This is a genomic window from Sedimentitalea sp., from assembly GCF_039973035.1.
In the GTDB taxonomy this organism is placed as follows: Bacteria; Pseudomonadota; Alphaproteobacteria; order Rhodobacterales; family Rhodobacteraceae; genus Sedimentitalea.
On sequence record NZ_JBDWLR010000060.1, the window covers coordinates 48,719 to 69,574 of the forward strand.

2 protein-coding genes are annotated in these 20,856 nt (G+C 56.9%); one reads left to right on the plus strand and one right to left on the minus strand.

The annotated features are described in order from the left end of the window. Nucleotides 1-344 precede the first annotated feature (344 nt). Nucleotides 345-19,406, plus strand: coding sequence for a malectin domain-containing carbohydrate-binding protein (locus ABJO75_RS14860; RefSeq protein ID WP_348134168.1), 19,062 nt, complete (start codon nt 345-347; stop codon nt 19,404-19,406). A 695-nt stretch (nt 19,407-20,101) separates the two neighbouring features. Here the strand turns inward: ABJO75_RS14860 and ABJO75_RS14865 are convergent. Next, nucleotides 20,102-20,767 (minus strand): sugar transferase, encoded by a 666-nt coding sequence (locus tag ABJO75_RS14865; protein ID WP_348134170.1) that lies wholly within the window; start codon nt 20,765-20,767, stop codon nt 20,102-20,104. Between the last annotated feature and the right edge of the window lie 89 nt (nt 20,768-20,856).

Below are 20,856 nucleotides of genomic sequence, written 5' to 3' on the forward strand. Positions count from 1 at the left end.
GGCAAGATCTCATGTAAGGGTATGAGATAAAGAAATATTTTCTGGAAACTTTTTTCTCCAATGTGGCTAAGATGGTGGCGAAATAAGGTTAACAGAAGATTAATGCTTGCCTGCAAAACGCAGTTGGGGTCCATATTCTGTAGGGAAGTGAGTGTTAGGGAAGCATTGAAGTAAATATGCGTTCTCAGGAAATGAAGGTCGCGCCGTACGGAATATACCGTATGGCGTGAACGATAGAGATCAGCCTACGAAAACGGTTTGTGTTTCGAAACGAGCCGATACCTCACTCGAAAATTTTGGCGCTCTGAGCGCTGTTGTATTAACCCAGATAGGGATAAACAGTTATGGCTGTAACGAATAACTTTGCCTCAAGCACACTTGATCTCAATGGACAGGTAAGCCTTTCACAACCGACAGCGCTGGTCTGGGGCGCGGATGGGCGGCTCTACGTGACCGAGGTTGATGGCGACGTTAAGGTGCTGACCGTAGCGTTCGGAGATGTTGATCCCACCGACGACGATCCCACGGCAAGTTTCTACGTTACAGACTCGTTGACGCTGAGCCAGGTCAAGTCCATTCCCAATTTCAATGATGACGGCACCAGCAGCGGTCAGTCCAATCGTCAGGTGACTGGCATTGACGTGACCGCGCAATATGACGACGCGGGCGAGCAGGTTTTTATCGATGGAAAACCAGCGGTTACGATGTATGTCACGTCTTCGGACAGCAGGATCGGTGCAGGTGGGTCAGGCAACGACGCCGATCTTGATACCAATTCCGGAACGATCACAAAGCTGACGCAGACAGGCCCTGACAGCTGGGAAGCGGTGGATATCGTCCGCGGTCTGGCGCGGTCGGAAGAAAACCATGCGCTCAACGGACTTGAGGTCATTCAGGAATTTGATGCTGAAGGACTGCTGGTTTCCGAGCGTCTGATCGTTGCCAACGGCGGTAACGCCAACTCCGGTGCTCCGTCGAACAACTTTGCAGGTCAGCAGGAGCAGCCGTATTCCGGTGCAATCCTTGAAATCGATCTCGACGCGATCGGCGAAATGGATGTTCTGACCGATCCCGACAGTGGGCGCAGCTATGTCTATGATATCCCGACACTCGACGATCCGACGCGCGCGGGAACGGACGATGCCGGGGATCCGCATGGCGGCAACGATGGTTTGAACTCTGCAAAAATCACCGCTGACAGCCCGGTTCAAATCTATTCGCCCGGCTACCGGAACGCCTATGATGTCGAAGTCACCGACGATGGCCGAATTTTCACTTATGACAATGGCGCCAACAACTCTTGGGGTGGGCGCCCGGTTGGGGAGGCTGGATCGACCGGCACTGTCGATTTCGCCCAGGCCCTTGGGTACATCGCGACGAACCTGAACAATGGCGAAGGCAACAGCAACGACGACATCAACCTTGAGGCTTGGAATCCGTCCAACAAGGACAACTTTCACGAGGTCACGCGCTCGGACGATCTGGATGGGCGCGAGCTGTCGCAAGGGGCGGGCGGTGAACAGGTCTATCAGAATGACGCCGGGCTGACGGTTGTCTATGGTGGTCACCCGAACCCGACACGGGCCGAAGGCAGCCGTGCAGGCATTCTGTTTTCGCCCGAAGATGGCACGGACAACGCGTTTCTGCTGGTGTCAAATCAGGATAGCTATGGCAACGGCGGCGGCAGCGACTACGATGAAGTCATCGCATGGCTGACCGAGGTTGAAGACAACGATACCGATTTCCCGACGACCGGCATTTACGGTGCTGACACGGGTGAGCTGACCAAAAAGGTCATCGCTGTTACTCCGGGCATTGCCTATGATATCTATGTGCAGGCCGATGGTTCGGCGCTGATCGTGGAAACGGGTGGTGTGTCGCCCGGCGGAACGCTCATCGGCACCGCCGGATTGCCCTCCGACATCGCCGAGATTGTCGTCAGCCCCAATGCGATCGAAGGCGACTATCTGGAAGCTGGCCAGCACGATGGCGCATTGGATACCGGCAACGGATCGATCAATGGCCTGACCGAGTACACATCGACTTTGCTGGATGACGAAGCCAACGGCATCAAGATGTCTGGCGCAATCTTCGCGGCCTCGCTGAACCAGGGCAACCTGATCATCATGGGCCGGAACGAGGACGGGCAGGTCGAAAGCGAGATGAATGGCGGGTACGCCGTCGCATCTGATCGGACCACTCTGGATGCCGGGGGCGGACCACTGGGTCTTGCGGCACTGGGCGACGATGTGAACACGATGGGTCTGACCACACCGTTCCAGGGATCGGTCTGGGCTGCGACCTACAACCAGAACGGCCCTCTGATCGAGATTTTCCAGCCTGCAAACGGGACTGTTGCGCTTGCGGGTTCGGATATCGTTGATCCGCTCGACAACGATCTGGATGGCGTCGGCGATATTGTTGACCCGTTCGAGTACAGCATCGAAAACGGTTATGCGCTTGAAGCTGGCCAGACATTGACGCTGGACTTCAACCCACAGAACACGAATTTCCCGACGTCGCTGGCGGGAACCGGTCTCTTGGGGGCGGCGCTGGATGGTGTGACCCCCAACCAGGATGCGCAGACAGCCGACGAGAACTTTTCGATAGATCAGCAGCAGGATGGTCTCTACGACATCGGCGGCAACGTGCTGCCAGGTGGTAACGCGCCGATCTTGCAGATCAAGAACGTACAGGATGGGTCGGTCGTCGGATCGGCAAACGCCGCGCGTGACGTGCTGCACACCGGCATCCGCCCGTCCGACGATGTCCATCGCATTGTCGCGACGATGAACCTGAAGAACTGGATACCGGCAATGGGTGGTACCGAACAGGACGGTCAATTGGCCGGACTGATCTATTCGGATGGCACGCAGTCAAACTTTGTTCGCGCGGTCTTTGGGTCGGTGAACGGCGCACCCGGCATCGAGGTCGGATATGAGATCGGCGATGCCAACTATGTCACGCTGGCGCAGATCGCCGTGCCGGAACTGGCGAACGTTTCGGTTGAAACACTCGACCTGCGGCTAGAGATCGACATGGACGACGGCTTTGCTGTCTCGGTTTCGTACAGGCTGCTGGGGGACACCGATTTCACCGATGTGCCGCTGAACGATGGTACGCCCGGATTCTCACTGCCGAGCGGTGTTCTGCAGGACGTACTGACCGGAGACTACACCATTGGCACAGGTGCCAATGAACTGAATTCCGGCGCCGCGATTGGTTTCCTTGCCGAAGACACGGGCGGAGACGACGAAGATGATGCGGGCTTTAACGGTCTGCTCGCAATCGATTTCAACAATCTGGATATCGAAGCCTTTGGCAACGAAATCGCCGCAACCACCGCAGCCGAAGTCGGGCAGGTGGGCACAGATGGTCTCGATACAGTCATATACACCGGCACCGATACCGCGCTTGCACCGCTGGATGCCACGGTCGAGAACTTTGATGGCAGCGGCAGCGCCGCGGATTTTGACATCATAGGCAACGCGAACGACAACATCCTCGTTGTCGGCGCCGGGGATAACACAATCACGACCGGCGCGGGTGAGGACACGATTGTCGGCACCATGGCGACCCTTTCTCAGGACGAAATCACCGATTTCGCTCTGGCGGATCGCGTCCTGATCACCGATGCCACGGTGGCTGATGCCAATGGTGTCGTCTACTCGGCTGGTTCGGCCATCATCACGATGGGCGACATGGCTATCACGTTCTCCGGGCCGGACTTTGAAAATTTCGATCCACTCACGGGGCCGGGCATGTTCCAGTTCACCGAAACTGACGGTGGACTGGAACTCCGCCTTGTTGCCCCTGAAACCGTCCTCTACCGCGTGAATGCCGGATCCGACAAAGGCCCGGCAGGAACCCAAGGCACGATTGCAGCCATTGATGGTGGACCGGATTGGATCGGCGACGCTGATCTTGTTGATGGCAGCGGTGCGGTGAGGGTGACCGGGAATACCGCCAACACTTATACAAACGGCGGAACCGACGCCGAGACGGAAATCGACTCGGGCAACGTCGATCTGGACGAGGTTCCCTGGCAGGTTTTCGCGAATGAGCGGAGCGACAATACCGCTGCCGATCCAAAATTGACCTACGAATTTGATGTCGAAGCGGGTACATCCTACACGATTACGCTGTTCTACACCGAGAACTGGAACGGCATTTATGGATTTGCGGACGCCAATGGTGGGCAGACCCGCCAGTTCGATGTTTCGGTCGAAGGCGAAGTACCCACAGAATTCCAAAACCTGAACCCGGCCCAGGAAGCCGCCGATCTGCTGGGCTATGGCACAGTTACAAACACGATGACGGCTGCGCAAAAGGCAGCGATCAACGGCACAACATTCCAGCGCGAATTCACCTATGAGGCGACCGACGACACGCTGACGCTCGAATTCCTGCACGAGTTCGAAAATCCCAAGGTCAACGCGATCCAGATCACTCAATTGGGCTATGTCGCACCGCCAGTTGACGAGACCGCTCCTGTTATCGAAGAAATCTATGTTGATAACCCGCTGAGTGTTCAGGACGGCGACCGTTTTGCGACCGTCGTGCTCAGCGACGATGTCGGTTTTGATGCGGCCGATTTCACGGCTCTGGACGGGTCCGAATTGATGTTCAGCGGGATCGTCCCTGACACTGTGTCCAGCCCTGAGGTCGTTTTCAGCGCCGGTGGAACAATTGCGACATTGACCTACACGCTGTCACGCGATGACAATTCGTGGCCCGCTGGCGAAGGCCAGGTCACCGTTGCCGCAGGTGCCTATTCCGACGCCGCCGCAAATGTTTCGACAGAGACCAGCGGTGCGTTTGTGCTAGAGCCAAATCTCGGCAATCTCGTCCGTGGTACAGTTGTTCGTGCGATCAACGTCGGCACCACGGATCTGACTGCCGCGGCAAACCTCGGCACTGACCTTGTTGGGGGCGGAACCGACAACGATCGGTACGGCGGCGCGATTGCGGCCGATACTCTGATCACAGATGTCGCTGGCAACGCGATTGCGTTCGAGGCTGACAGCGGCACATATTACACCAGCCCCAAGACCAACGCCCAGTTGAATGCAAATGTCGATGGTCAATCAGGCAGCACTGGCAGCAACTCTGGCGGCGTGGATCTGGATGGATCGGCGTACCACACCTATCGCGACAGCAACGCTGACACATGGACAGCGACCTATGACGGTTTCGCCAACGGCACCTATGTCGTGGAATTGCATTTCGCGGAACTCTACCAGACCAGCGCGGGCACGCGGGTCGGAGACTTTTACATTCAGGGCGAATCGGTCGAGGTTGGCTTTGACGCATTCGCGGATGCGGGTGGTGCGGATGCGCCCACCTTCTTCCGGCACAATGTGACCGTCACTGACGGTACGATTACGATTGATGTCGACAGTTCGGCCGGTCAGGCGGGATACAGTGCGATCGTTGTCTATGACGCGATCCCCTCGGATCTGCCGCCCACCATTTCCGTTGCAGATGTCACTGTGGCAGAGGGCAGCGACGCGGTGGTTGCGTTCACACGGATCGGCGATCTGACCGAAGAGGTTGAGGTCACGTTCACGGTCACCCTGGACAGTGCAAGCAGCGCCGACTTTGTTGCCCCGACTGAATTCACGGTTACGATCCCTGCGGATCAGGCGACGGCATCCATCACCATTCCGACCATTGACGACGACGAAGAGGAAGCCGCTGAAACCTTCACCGTTTCCATCACGGGCGTCAGCAATACATCTGGCGATGCGGTCGCAGACGCCGCGAACAGCGATGCGACTGTGACGATCGAGGCGAATGATATCGGAACCGACCTTCCGGCTGGCGGCGAAATCTTTGGCCTGGAATTCGAAACAGCAGGCAGCGGTAGCGCCGCGACCGGTTTCTCGACTTTGCTCGGTGGGGCCGCTGCGCTTGAGGATGCAAAAGTGTCGGTAGTGGATGGAAAGCTGGTCATTACCACGTCGGATGGTGATCTGTCCCAACCTGCGCAGACCGCGTCCAAGAACGATCTGGTCCAAACCGTCGATATCTCTGATGCAGCCCTCCAAGAGGTGTTTATCAGCACACGATTTGACAACCCGTTCACCGCCGAAGAATTCACACGTCTGGGTATCACTGGCGAAGTCATTCCAAATTACCTTCAACAGGGCATCATCATCGCCACCGATGACGCCGCAACCAACCAGGATTCCGGTCAATTCACCAAGCTGATCTTTGGTGGTGGCAGTGGCAACGGAGTACAGATGTGGTCGCAACTGCCAGTCAACCAACAAATTTCCTTGACTGCGATCAGCGACGCAGCGGCAGCGCCATTCACGCTCTTTGATGTCGCATCTGTCGAACTGGCGCTGGTTGTTGACAAAGTTGCCGGGACAATCGCGCAGTTCGTTACCCTTTTCGACGACTCCGGAGAGGTCCTAGGCGGAGTCCGTCCGGACGCAACGGACGGGTTTGCCACAGCTCCGGCTCAGGCGCTCCCACCGGCGGTCCTTGCCGCGATCAATGCTGGTACATCAGTTGTCGGGGTGACGTCGACGGACTATGACGCCGGGGCCGGTGTCGACAGCTTTGATGCCACTTGGGATTATGTGCGGGTAACCTCGCCACAGGTTGAGATTGTCGAAGGCACGGATGCTGCGGATGGTGTCGTTTACGGCGACTTCTCAAACGATGGGCTTGATCCCACCGACATTCCCGCGCTGGAGAACGGTGACAACGTCATCACGGCCAGCCAACAGGGCGATGCCGCTGATGGTGGCCGCGACAGAGACTATTTCACCATTGAGGTCCCAGAAGGGCAGGTGCTGTCTTCGATCATTCTGGATGGCTATGCCGTCACTGGCGGCACTGACACGAATGGCTTTATCGGCATTCAGGTGGGCGACACGGTTACGACCAACCCGACCACCTATGAAAACGTTGGCGATCTGCTGGGCGGTCTTATCTATGGCGATGGTCTTGTCGGAAACGACATTCTGGCCGAACTGGCAGCAGGCGGAAATCAACAAGGCGTCGATTTCTCGGGCTTTGAACTGCCGCTCGAGGCCGGAACCTACACAATCTGGCTGAACCAAGGCGGCGATTTCCCGTCGACCGCGACGCTCAACTTCCAGCTCACGGATGCTCCGGCCGATGTCACCGTATCGGTGGCCAGCCCTGCGGATGTGACCGAGGCGGGTGATTTCGGATCGACAGACGTCAGTTTCGATCTGACTGCAACCGACAACTTTGCGGGCGATCTGACGATTACCTATGACACCGCGGACCTTGTCGGCGAGACGGCGCTGGTGTCGTTTGTCGACGGTACGGGTGCGTTGGTTCTCTCGGTGAACAATGACAACACCGACAACGGTGCCGAAGCTCTTTCCGTCACACTGACGGGTGCTGTGGATGCTGGTGGCGCACTTGATGTCGACGTCGATGCGACTGCGGCGACGGCCCAGGTGCTTGAAGACGATGCAGCGGGAACCGGCACCTATGAACGCGGCGAGGTTCTCTATGCGATCAACGCAGGTGGTCCGGCTCTGACCCAGGACGGGATTGATTTTGTTGCCGGAACCAGCGGTACCGATGGTGCTCCATTCACCGGGGGCGCGGCCTTTACTGACGGGAATGGTGGCAATGGTGCTCAGCCGGCCTTTGACGGAACCGTCTATGAAACCGAGATCAACGACGATGGTGATTTCGAGTTCGGCGCCGCGATCAGCTTCCCGGGTATCGACCCGGCAGGCAGCTACTATGTAGACCTGTATTTCGCCGAGATTTATGCATCTGTCCCCGGAGTGCGCGTCTTTGATGTCGCCATCGAAGGCGAAGCACCTGCCGAAGGCAGCGTGTTGGATAACTTCGACCCGCTGGCCTACAACGGCGGCGATATCAATGCTCCGATCATTATCGAATTGCCGGATCCGATCACGCCGGGCGAAAACGGCACGATTGACCTGTCTTTCCTTGCAAGCGCCGACCGCGGCAAGATCAGCGCCATCGTCGTCCGCGAAGCGGTCGAAGTGGTAGCTGGCGAAACGACGCTCTCGATTTCCAACATTTCGGTGGAAGAGGGCGAAGGAACTGCAGACATCGTCTTTGCCCGTACCGGCGATTTGACAGACGCGATGACGGTCACCTTTGCCGTCGCGGACGGAACGGCCATCGCTGGCACCGACTATGAACCACCACTCACCAACACCATCGTGATTGCAGCGGGCGAGGCGTCTGCGACGCTGCCCATCACGTTGATCGATGATGAAACGGAACTCAGCGATGTGGATTTCACCGTCACCATCACCGATGCCGTTTCGACTGGCCCCGTGTCATTGGGCAACGGGGTTTCCACAGTCACCATTCTGGATGACGACGCGATCGACCCTGCGGATATCGATGGCGATGGTATCCTGAACGCTGCGGATCCGTTCGCTTATGATGGCGACAATGGCCTGAGCAACACCCTGACCTTGGGTGGAAGCTATCGTCAGGACTTTGATGTGGATACCACGGATCTGTTCAGCGAAGATGGCGGGTTCTCCGGCATCATGGTCAATCCGGCCTTTTCGCCTACCGGTTCCTCCGAGGCCGATCCATATGGCGACCGCACGACCGAAGCGACATCCTTTATCGAAGACGGCGTTCTGAAGATCGAGTCGAGTGAAACCGACGCCTACGCAACGGGCACAGGCGCGAGCAACACGTTGAAAGACAGCTATCAGTCTGCGGCGGATGTGTCCGGTGTGGATCACTTTGTCGTGGAAAGCGTGGTCCGGGGCGGTTTTCTTGGCGCCATCCCGCTGCAGTATGCCTCGTTTGGCATAACGCTTGGGGCCGGTGGCACTGACGACTACATCAAGTTCGTGATCAGTGGTTTTCAAGCGACACCGCGCCTTCAGCTATCGCAGGAAAACAGCCTGACTGGTATCAAGGAAGAGAATATCATCCTTCAAAACCAGACGCCGGAGATCATCGAGGAAGACATCGCTTCGGTTCTGTTCCGGTTTGAGGTCGACAAGTCAGGTGAGGTTGCAACCCTTGTGGGTACTGCGATCCTGTACGACGATACTGACACCGAGATTGCAACGATCACGACAGCATCGCGCGAGATCACCGGATCGTTGGCCGATGCGATGGATGGCGCCAACCCGCTGACCGGCGGCGAGGGTGGGATCGCCTATGGCATTACCCTCACGGACTGGTCCAACGGAGCCAACAATCGGTTCGTCGGAGAATGGGATTATCTGGAATTGTCTGCCCCTGACAACGCACCAGTTGTCGCCACCGAGATCACGGCACAAGCCATTGACGAAGATGCGGAATTCAGCTTTGTGGTTCCTGCTGAAACCTTTGCTGACGATGGTGGGATCGAGAACCTTGTTCTGACAGCAACGCTTGCGGATGACAGCCCGCTCCCGGCTTGGCTGAGCTTTGACGGAACAACCTTTACCGGGACACCTGCGCAGGGTGACATCGGGCTCATTTCCGTTAAGGTTTTGGCCGACGACGGGACGAATCCGCCTGCCGAAGCGACCTTTGATATCGATGTTGCGAACGTCAACGATGTACCGACCGCGACCGCGATTTCAGTGCCAAGTGTCCTTGAGACGGCGGCTTTGGTTACAATCGCACTCCTGTCCGATGCTGCTGCAGCAGACGAAGACGGCGATGTTCTGGGGGTCATCGATGTCGCGGTGACCACTGCCGGTGGTGATCCGGTCGCCTTCGATCTGGTTGGTCAAACCGTTACCATTGACCCGACGCAGTTCGCCGATCTTCTGAACGATGGCGACAGTGTTGCCCTAACGGTCAACTATACGATCACTGACAACCTTGGCGGTGATCTGCCAAACACCGCAACCCTGTTGGTCGGCGGTGTTGACGGGCCATTCACCTGGTATCCGGACGCTGATGGTGATGGATACGGGGTTACGGATGGAGCGACCATCGTGGCCTATGAACAGCCCGATCTTTACGCACTGGAATCCGGTGACGACGACGACGCCGATGCAACGATCTATCCGAACGCGGTCGAACTGAACGACGGCAAGGACAACGATCAGGACGGTGAAATCGATGAGGATAACGCTGATCCGGTTGCGGATGATGAATCCTTTACAATCCAGCAGGGCGCACCGGTAGATATCGCGGTTTCCACCCTTCTCATGGGCGATACGGATGCGAACGAAGATGCCCTCACCGTTGACAGCGTCACGGCGGGTGTCGGCGGGACGCCGGTACTGGATGCCGTTTCGGGCATCGTGACCTTCACACCCGATCCTGATTTCACAGGCACCGCCAGCTTTACCTACACTGTTGTTGACGGTTACGGCGGCGAAGGCTCCGGCATGGTGACCGTGAACGTCGAAAACCGGATTGTTGTAACCGATCCCGCGACTCCTCCGGCCTCTACCGATGGGATTGATGTGGTTCAGTTTGATGGTCCCGGTGATCTTGATCTGAGCGATCCCGATCTGGAAGATCTGGACCTGTCGGAGAACGTCAACGATGGCGGGACGGTTGTCCTCAATACCGGCGACAACACTGTTGAAGCCGGTCTTGGCCAGCACACGGTTAATCTGGGTGGCGGCGAAGACACCGTGTCGGGTACCGCAAGTGAGCTTGATGGTGACACCTTTGGCGGCTTTGGTGACGATGACGCGATCACCGTCGAAAATGGCAGCGGAAGCACCATCGTCAGCCGGTCCATTGGGTCTGCCATCATCGGTGTGGATACCGATGGCGACGGGCTGACGGACACCACACTCACGCTGTCGGGCGAAATTGACGGGCAAACCGTCGTACTGGCGGATGATGGCACCAATGTCACCTTGACGCTGGATGCAGCAGCCCCGGATCTGAATGATCTACTTGAAACGTCGGCTGCTGCCGAAGTCGATCTAGTGGCAGGAGAAGTGGACGCCGAAGGTGTCAGCGGTCTGACCGTCTTTGACGCTAATGGTGATCCTGTGACCTTTGCGCAGGACGGGACGTCCATTACAATTGACCCCGCACAGTTCGCAACAGCGCTGGCAGGTGGCGAGAGCCTTCAGGTGACTATCGCCTATACCGTCGATTTTGTCGGCGGCGGCACAGCGGCGCGCAGCTCGACCCTAATGGTTGGCGGCGTCGATGGTCCGTTCACTTTCTACCGCGATGCAGACGAAGACTCGTTTGGCGACGCAACTGACAGCGTTGAAGGCTACGAGGCGCCCGAGGGTTATGTCAGCGACATGACCGATGCCGACGATGCCGACGACACCGTCTTTCCTGACGCTCCTGAAATCAACGATGGCAAAGACAACGATCAGGACGGCGAGGTTGACGAAGACAACCTCGCGCCGGTTCTTGGTGAAGATGGGGGCTCCACAGCTCCGGGTGTCGTCTTTGCGATTTCACGCACCGAGTTGCTGGGCAATGACAGCGACCCGGACGGCGATGCGATCAGCTTTGTTGGGGTCGACAATGCGGTCAATGGCACGGTCGAATTTGACCACACGCTCGGCACCATCTCGTTCACACCAACAGCCGGTTTCAGCGGCACCGCGAGCTTTGACTATTCGGTGACCGATGAATGGGGTGCAGTCTCGACAAGCACTGTTGTGATTGACGTCAGTAATGAAGTCGGTGGTGTGGCGACAGAGCTGATGGTCGCGCAGGCAAATACCAGCGCCTACACCGGGCAGAATTCGCGCTTTGGTTCGATCTTGGTTGATGAAGAGGCGCAGTCCGTCACTCTGTCAGGCAACGTTTGGCAAAAGATCGAGCTGCCGGACGATGCCGTGATCACCGAAACAAGCGAGCTTTGGTTCACACTCACGTCACCTGAAATTCCCGAGATGTTGGGGATCGGGTTGGACAACAACAGCTCCTTTACAGACGGAAACGAGGCCCTGTTCCAGCTTGGCGGCACGAATGGCACGCTGAACCAAGCCAATCAGGACTTCCGGACATACGATACCGCCGAAGAGACTGTTACCTTCCAGATCCCGCTGGCCGATTTCGCCGGGTCCGCGTTTGAATACCTCGTGTTCATGCACGATCAGGATGCGGACCCGACGACCACAAGCAGCGTGTTTAGCGATATTCGCATCGTTGAACCGGCACCGTTCAACTCCAAACCGCTCGCCGGTGAGGATGAGGAGGTCATGGAATCTGATGCCCAACTGGTGATTGAGGCAAGTTCGCTGCTGGTGAACGACACGGATGCAGATGGCGACGAAATCACCGTTACCGCAGTTGCCAATGCCATAAACGGCGAGGTTTCGCTTGAGAACGGGCTGATCATCTTTACTGCCGCAGACGGGTACACCGGTCCGGCCAGCTTTGAATACACGATCACCGACAGCGCGGGCCAAACCTCGGTCTCGACCGTTTCGATCAATGTGCTGGAGCCGGGTGCAGGCGATATTGTCCTGCCCATAAACTTTAACGACGGCCCGATTGCCTCTTACGGCGGACAGGATGCGTCTCCTGGTACAGGCTACGAAGTCACTCCCGAAGGGGATGGCCTTACCCTCACCGGAAACGTCTGGAAGATGACCGATTTCGCCGATGGTGAATATCTGGTCAGCGAAGATACCGTTCTGCGTTTTGACCTGACCGTGCTGAACCCCACGGGTGAAGTGGTGGCGATCGGGTTGGAGAATGACGGGAACTTCCGGTCGGGCAATCAAGCGCTGTTCCAGATCTATGGCAATCAGAACTTTTCGACCTATGCCAATCAGGACTATCAGGGTCTCTACGGAGTAGTCGGCGAAGCGACCAGCTATGAGATTTCGCTGGCAGATTTTGCGGGCCAATCCTTTGCATCGCTTGCCTTCATCAATGATGACGACAGCAATGCCACGTCCTCGGTGCAGTTCGCCAACGTAGAACTGGTTGAACCGTTGCCAGGTGGGGGATCGGGCACGGCAGCTCCTGAAATTTTTGGCGGCACGCTCCCGGATCAGATGCTGACCGAGGATGTCGGGTTCGAAATTGACCTGCCGTTCTTTGACACTGATACTCCGTTTGAGAACCTGACATTCACCTTTGTGAACAAGCCTGATTTCGTCAACTTGGTTGACGGCGTCCTCGTCGGCCTGCCTGAAAATGATGATGTCGGAACCTATACCATTGGGATCACCGCCACTGACCCCGAAGGCAATGCGACAACCGGTGTGTTCGAACTGACCGTTGAAAACACCAATGACGCGCCAGTTCTGACGGGTGTCTTCGAAGACCAATCGATCATCGTGAACGGCGAGTTCATTCTGGACCTGCCAGTAGGGTTGTTCACTGATGTCGATGAGGGCACCGTTCTCGAATACTCGGCTGACGGGCTGCCCGATGGCGTCATGATCGATACGTTCACCGGCCAAATTTCCGGTACGCCCATCGAAAGTGGTATCTTTACGGTCACGGTGACAGCCAGCGATGGCGCGGAATCGGCGTTCACCTCGTTTGAGCTAGACGTCGCAAGCGGCCCGCCGCGCGAAGCCGTTCTGATCGAGGCAGAAGAGTTTTCAGCCTTTAACGAGCCCGCTTATGAAGTCGACGGTTTTTACAAGAGCTTTGCGGCCCCTGCCTCGGGGCAGCAGGTTATCCGCGTCAACGTGGACAGGGCCGGCAGCATCTCGACCGATCTTCAGTCAAAGGGTGTTGTTCCCGGTTTCTATGACGTGTCCATCATCCACCTTGATGAAAGCGATGGTGTGGCATCGGTGACCGCATCGCTTGACTATGGCGACGGATCGCCATTGGTTGAAATAGGCAGCTTCCTGATGGATCGGACTGATCTGCCAGGGCAGGGTAATGGCAACCAAGCCGGAAACCTGACGGAATACACCTTTGAATCGGTCGATATCCCGGTTGGCGCCCGTCTTGTTCTGAGCGGACAAGCGGAATCTGGTGAAGTGCTGCGGATCGATGCGGTCCGGTTTGATCCGGTCGACAACGCACCGCCAGAGTTCAGCTCTGCCGCTGATCAGGTCGTGGCCGAAGGAGAGTTGCAGGCAGCATCCGTTGTGGCAACCGATCCCGAGGGTGTTGATGTCAGCTATGCCATCACCGGCGGTGCCGATGCGGCAGCGTTCGCGATCGACGCGGAAACGGGTGTTGTCTCGTTCATCGCTCCGGCCGACTTTGAAGAGCCGGGCGATGCCGATCTGGATAATGTCTATGATCTGGTCGTGACCGCCGATGACGGCAACGTCGTCGCCGAGCAAGAGATGACGATCACGGTCAGCGATGCAAATGATGCACCGACCCCGACGGAACTTCTGGTTGATGCGACAGTTGGTCTGAACCAACCGATTACGCTTCCGGGTCTTGCGACGTTGTTTGCGGATCAAGATGCCGGTGCGGTCCTGACACTCTCGGCGACAGGTCTGCCGGCAGGTGTCACCATCGAGGATGGCGTGTTTACCGGCTCGCCGACCGAAGAGGGTGTGTTCACAGTCGAAGTGACAGCCTCGGACGGTATCGCGGACCCGGTGGTTGCAACGTTCGATCTGACCGTGGCCTTTGACTATGGCGCGGTTTCTCCGGATGAGGATCTGGATGGCGACGGCACAGTCAACGCGCTTGATACCGATGTGGATGGTGATGGTGTCGACAACGCCGACGATGCGTTTGCCTATGACGCTGACAACGGCATGACCCTCGCCTCGGGTGAAACCCGCTCCTATGACTTTGACATCGACGGGACTGTGTTCGAGAACGGGATGACTGGCTTTTTGCCTGCCACCGCGAATGCTGGCGTCTTTGACGAAGATACAGGTGCCGCGTCGGTTTCCGGCGGTCTGCTCAGCGTCGATCCGGTGACAACCGGAGACACCGGCACGACAAATACCCCCGAAGATGACACGGTGGTTGGCGTCAAGAACGGTGACTTCACGGCGACGGCGGTTGTTCTCAACCCTTGGGCCGGTGATGTGGCAAATCCGGCTGGCTATGACCAACTGGGTCTGGTCATGGGGATCGATAGTGCGGATATGATCAAACTGGTCTTTGGTCAGGGCGCTGGTGTCGTCGAATTCCAGAAGCAGGATGCTGATGTTGGCACCAAATATGGAGGTGCGTCGCCGACTGCGAATGTTCCGCTGCCCGATGGTGTCACGCTGGACAACTTTGCCACTGCGGAAATCACCTTTGATGTCGCATCTACAGATGCAACATCGGCGACGGTAACGGGTTCGATCGAGTTCCGCGCCGATGACGGTACGGTGGTTGGCGCGCTCGACCTCGGCGACGCAGCAATCGGGGGCGCCCTTGCGGCGGCTCTGGCTGATGCGGAAACCGGTGTGGCCGTTGGCTTTACCCATGCCATTCCGTCCTCTTCGCCGGGCTTTGTCGCGCAGCTGGACAGTCTTGAGATCACGGCACCTGATGATGGTGTTATCATTGTCGAAGACGAAGTTGTCTTCCGTATCAACGCCTTCGGTCCGACCGTGGCGGCTACGGATGATGGTCCGGACTGGACGGGCGACAGCGAGGCATCGCCGATTTCCTACTATGACGGTATCGACAATCGCGGGGATACCTTTGGGTATAGCGGCGATCTGGGTGCGATCCCGGATGGGGTGCCGGTCGCCGTTCTGGACGGTCTGCGCTCCAGCGATGCGGAATTCAGCTATGATATTCCGACATCGGTGTTGGGCAATGGCCAAGACTACGAAGTGCGGCTGTTCGTTTCCGAACTTTATACAGGTTCGACCGCTCAGGAAGGAGGTTTCCGGAACTTTGATGCGTCGCTGGAAGGTGTCGTGCCGGCTGCGTGGAACGACATTGATCCGGGTGCGCTGTACGGTGCCGACGTCGGAGTGCTGTCGGCGCAGGTCACGGTTACCGATGGTACGCTGAACATCGGGTTCCTGCAGGACACGCTCCAGAACCCGATCATCAACGCGATTGAGATCATCAAGCTCGGCGGTGAAATCACGCCACCCCCTGTGACCGGCGATCCAACAAATGCCTTGAATGCCTTTGATGGTGAGACCGATTTGATCACCGATGCCACATATGGCGCAGGCGCAGTCGGGTCTGCAGTGCTTGAGGTGATGACGGGTCAGAACAACATTGAATCGTCGAACTACGGCAACAACTCGTTCCAGGTCACCAACACAGGCGACAAGAAAATCGCGGCAGTCTTTGTTGATGTGACGAATGCGCTCTATCAAGATGTCGTCTTTGACCCTGATGGGGCAGGTGGCGACGATGCCTTCAAGGTTTGGGGCATCAACTCTGATGGCAGCACGGGCGCCTATATCGGTGGCGGTGATGGTGGCTATTTCCTCGCGGGTCAGGACCCGCTACCGAACGATACCGGTACCGGCATTCCGTCAAACGGCGGCTACAAAGGTGCGATCGTCAAGTTTGACGGTTCTGACGGTGGCTTTGAGAACGGCGAAACGGTCGGTTTCTCGGGCGATATGGACCCCAACTCGATTGCGGGGCTGACCAAAGCATCCGTTGACGGGTCGGCCATTGACAGCTGGGATGTTGGCGGGATCTCGGGCCACGAGATGATCGGATCGACCTTCACGGTTCTGTTCGATGACGGCACCACGGCCTATGGCCAACTGTCCAGTGATGGCAGTGCCTCGGGGTCGCAGGCCTTGGCGAGCGAAGCAGGCTTTACCGCTTCGGCGCCAACGCTGACAGTGAATGGCGTGGGCGCAGGTAGCACCGGTACATATGGTGTTTCACAACCCACAATCACGGTCACCGGCACGCCGGGTGACACCGTTCGGGTCACGCTGACCAAAGGCTTTAACCCGGTCACTGAAACCTCGAATGGTATCGCAGAACTGGTTGAGAACCGGCTGGAACGCTACGACTTCAAGGCGTCCAACAACTTTGACAGCCAGTCAATCGATGTCGTGATCGGCTCTGACGGAACCTTTGATGCCACCGGGATGTTCGACTACAACAACGCGGTTGCCAACAACAAGGCCGACGGTACGTTCCCCGGCGACGATGTTGCGCAGTTGGGTTTTGTGGCGAGCGTCATTGATCCCGCCAACGACAACCTGTCGATCAGCCCGGTCACCGCGCCGATCTATCTGGAGAATGTCGGCGGCCCCGTTACAGGCGCACCAAGTTCCGAGGACGTGCTGGAAATTCTGGCGGGCGAAACCGATCTGGTGACAACTGCCAGCTATGCAGGTGGCACGACCGGCGCCGCAGTTCTGGAAATCATGGCTGGGAATGGCAACATCGAAAGCTCGAACTATGGGGCCAATTCCTTCCAGGTGACCAATGTCGGGGACAAGAAAATCTCGGCAGTCTTCCTTGATGCTCGCGACGCGATCTATCCCGACAGCGTGTTCGATCCCGATGGTCAGGGCGGCGACAACGTTGCTAAACCCTGGGCCGTGAACTCTGACGGTGGAACCGGTGCCTATATCGGTGGCGGCGACGGAGGGTACTTCCTGCCGGGTGTCGATCCATTGGCGAACACTACCGGTACCGGCGGCCCATCCAACGGCGGGTACAAAGGTGCGATCGTCAAGTTCAGCGCGACAACCGACGGTGGGTTCACCAACGGTGAAACGGTTGGCTTTTCTGGCGACATGGACCCCAACTCGATTGCCGGTCTGACCAAGGCGTCGGTTGACGGCACTGCCATCGACAGCTGGGATGTCGGCGGTATCTCGGGCCACGAACTGATCGGGTCGTCCTTTACGGTTCTGTTTGACGATGGCACAACGGCCACCGGTCAACTGGCCACGGATGGCAGCGCATCGGGTTCGGTCGCCTTGGCCAGTCAGGATGTGACGCCTGCGATCACGCCGACACTTGCGGTCAACGGCGTCAATGCTGGCGAAACCGGAACCTACGGTGGAACTCAACCGACGATCCAGGTGACAGGAACACCGGGCGACACCGTGCGGATCATGTTGTCCAAGGGCTTTAACCCCGTCACCGAAGCATCGAATGGTATCGCTGAGCTGGTCGAAGATCGTCTGGACCGGTACGACTTTGAGGTTTCAAACAACTTTGACACCCAGTTCGTCGATGTGGTGATCGGTGGTGACGGAACCTTTGATGCAACCGGGATGTTCGACTATGATGACGCGGTTGCCAACAACAAGGCAGACGGCACCTTTGACGGTGACGATGTTGCGCAAATTACCTTTGTGGCTAGTGTTATCGACACGGACAACGACAATCTGCCGATCAGCAATGTCACAGCACCAATCGTTCTGACCAACGATGGTGGCCCGGTTGACGGTGACCCGGTCATCACGCCAACTGGTTACTTTGAGATGAACGGATCGGGCAACAACACGTACTTCAAGATCCAGATCGAGGATGAAAATGGCACGGGCGGCACCACTCCAGGCGGCAAATGGTCCTACGCGACTGCGGCTGATGAAGAGGGGCGTCAGTCCGGGTTCCAGGGCGACGGCTACTATCTGTTCGGGTCCAATACGTCGACTGGGATCGACAATGCCGTCGGTGGCAGCGAAATGCTCGAGTACACGATCTATGTACCCGAGGAAGCTGTGGGTACCTACAACTTCAGCTTCATCGTTTCGCGTGATGGCGAGGCGGCGTCGGATCAGCAGAACGACATCTGGCTGAACTTCAAGCATGCCGAAGACTCGGGCACGGGTGACATCGAAGAGTTCCTTGCCAGCGCAGGTTCGAACGAGGCCGAGCCGGTCACGGGAGGGTTTGTCAAAGTTTACGGTGGGCCAAACAACGGAACCTGGGGCAACGCAGGCACGATCGACGGGCTACCCGGCAACTTTGGCGCATCCATTTCGATCGAAGAAGAAGGGTTTTATACCATCCAGGTCGATGGCCGTAGCCAAGGGTACCATGTCGATTACTTTGAGCTCTACAAAGGGTCCAACCCCGGCAGCGGCGCGGCGAACTCGGATTTTGTTACGGATGATCCGGTCACCGGCGGCAACGAACTGGTCTATGCGATCGATGCATCGTCGGATGATTGGGAGGCGTTCGGAGGAGCAGGCAGTTCGGATTTGGAGTTCGGACTGAACGGCTCTAGCCCGCAAAGCGTTGGCCTCCGGTTCGATGACATCACGATTCCGGACGGAGCAGTGATCGAGGAAGCCTATATACGGTTCAACTCTTACGAAACGGCATCTTCCGCGGCATCCTTTGTCATCGAAATCGAAGACACCGAAGCGGCGGCGACCTACTCAACGGGGTCCACGCCGGATGATCGAACCTACAGTGTCGACGATTTCGTCTGGAGCAATGTCGAAAGCTGGACGGAAGGGGACGAGCATACCACCCCAGACATAAGCGATTTGATCCAATCCGTGATCGGATCGGATGGAATCGACGATGGTGCATTGGGCTTCCGCGTCACCGGGTCTGGCGGGCGTGCCGCACATTCCTTCGACTCGGCTGAAGGGGATGCACCGGAATTGGTCATTGTTCTTCAGGACGACTTCCTGCTCTGATCGAATAACTGAGAAAGCGAAAGTAGGGGCGCCTGATAATGGCGCCCCTATTTCTTTGAGATTCGCATTCGGAAAGGCGCAGGAGAAAATGATATATAGCAGTTGCAAGCATGCTATATCATATTTGGGTTTCCGGATCGGGATGGATAGCGCTTTGGGAATATTCTGTTTCGGCGTTACCTCAATATCCGACAGAATTGAATTGAGATAATACTTGAGAAATGCAGGACTGCATTACCTTTGGGTAACTGAGTTCGCTGCAGGAGACCCGATATTTCAAATTATCGGCTCAACTAGCTGCATGCCGAAACCAGCTCAAGATGTATTGTCTACTTCATGAAAAGCCGATGGCACTCTTGCTCAACAGAGTACGGGGATCTCAAATGAGTGCAAAGCTGAACAAACGTTTTCTTAGAGAACCCAACTTCCACGACCAACTCCAATTAGAAAGCTCTGTGAAATTCAAGTTGGTTCCGGCCGAGAAGCTCGCGACAAGCCGAGTCGCACAATGCGCATGATCGGTGACGCTCGCCCCTGAAGGCTTTCCATTCGGCGTAGTGGGGTCGCGCGTTTGCTGCGGCATGCGCTCGGCTCGTCGAACCGATGAGATATTCTCAGGGCACGACGTGTGGCGAGAACATTCCAGGATCGAGTTTCTTAGAACGAAGTCGAACGGCATGCTGGGCCAGTTGTTACTAGAGCCCGGTCCGCTTGAGTACAACAAGCGCTGTTTTTGCAAGGATTTGTATGTCGATCTTAAGGTCCGCGTGGCGGCTGTATTCTACATCAATCGCGACACGCTGCTTGTAGGATAGGCTGTTGCGGCCCGAAACTTGCCAAGGCCCGGTGATCCCCGGCGACATGCTCAGGTAGGATTTCAGATTGATAGAATACATCTGCAATTCATCGCGGCTGACAGGTCTCGGTCCGACCAGGCTCATCTCTCCGAGGAGGACGTTCCAGAATTGTGGCAGCTCGTCCAGGCTGGACTTGCGCAGAAACTTCCCGATCGGTGTAATCCGTGGATCGTTCCTGAGCTTGAAGCTCTCGGACCACTCTCGGGCCGCTTCGGGATCGCTCGCGAGGTGATCTTTGAGGCGCTCTTCGGAGTTCGGAACCATTGAGCGAATTTTCCAGCAGCGGAACGGAACCCCGTTGCGGCCGATGCGTTCGTGGCCGAAAAATCCGGGGCCACCGTCCATCTTTACGATCAACCAGAGCAACGCAATAAGCGGGGAAAACACAGGCAGCAAAACTAAGACAATCGCTAGATCGAATAAACGTTTTGGCCGGTATTTTGGGGATGGAGTTTCAAATGAGGCATCGGAAGGTGTAGATTCACAATATATAGTCTTATTCATATTCTACCAATCGTCTCGATAGTGTCCGATTCGTAAATCGAAACTATTTCCCACACCCCTTGAAAAGATTACCCAGTGAAACGTGAATC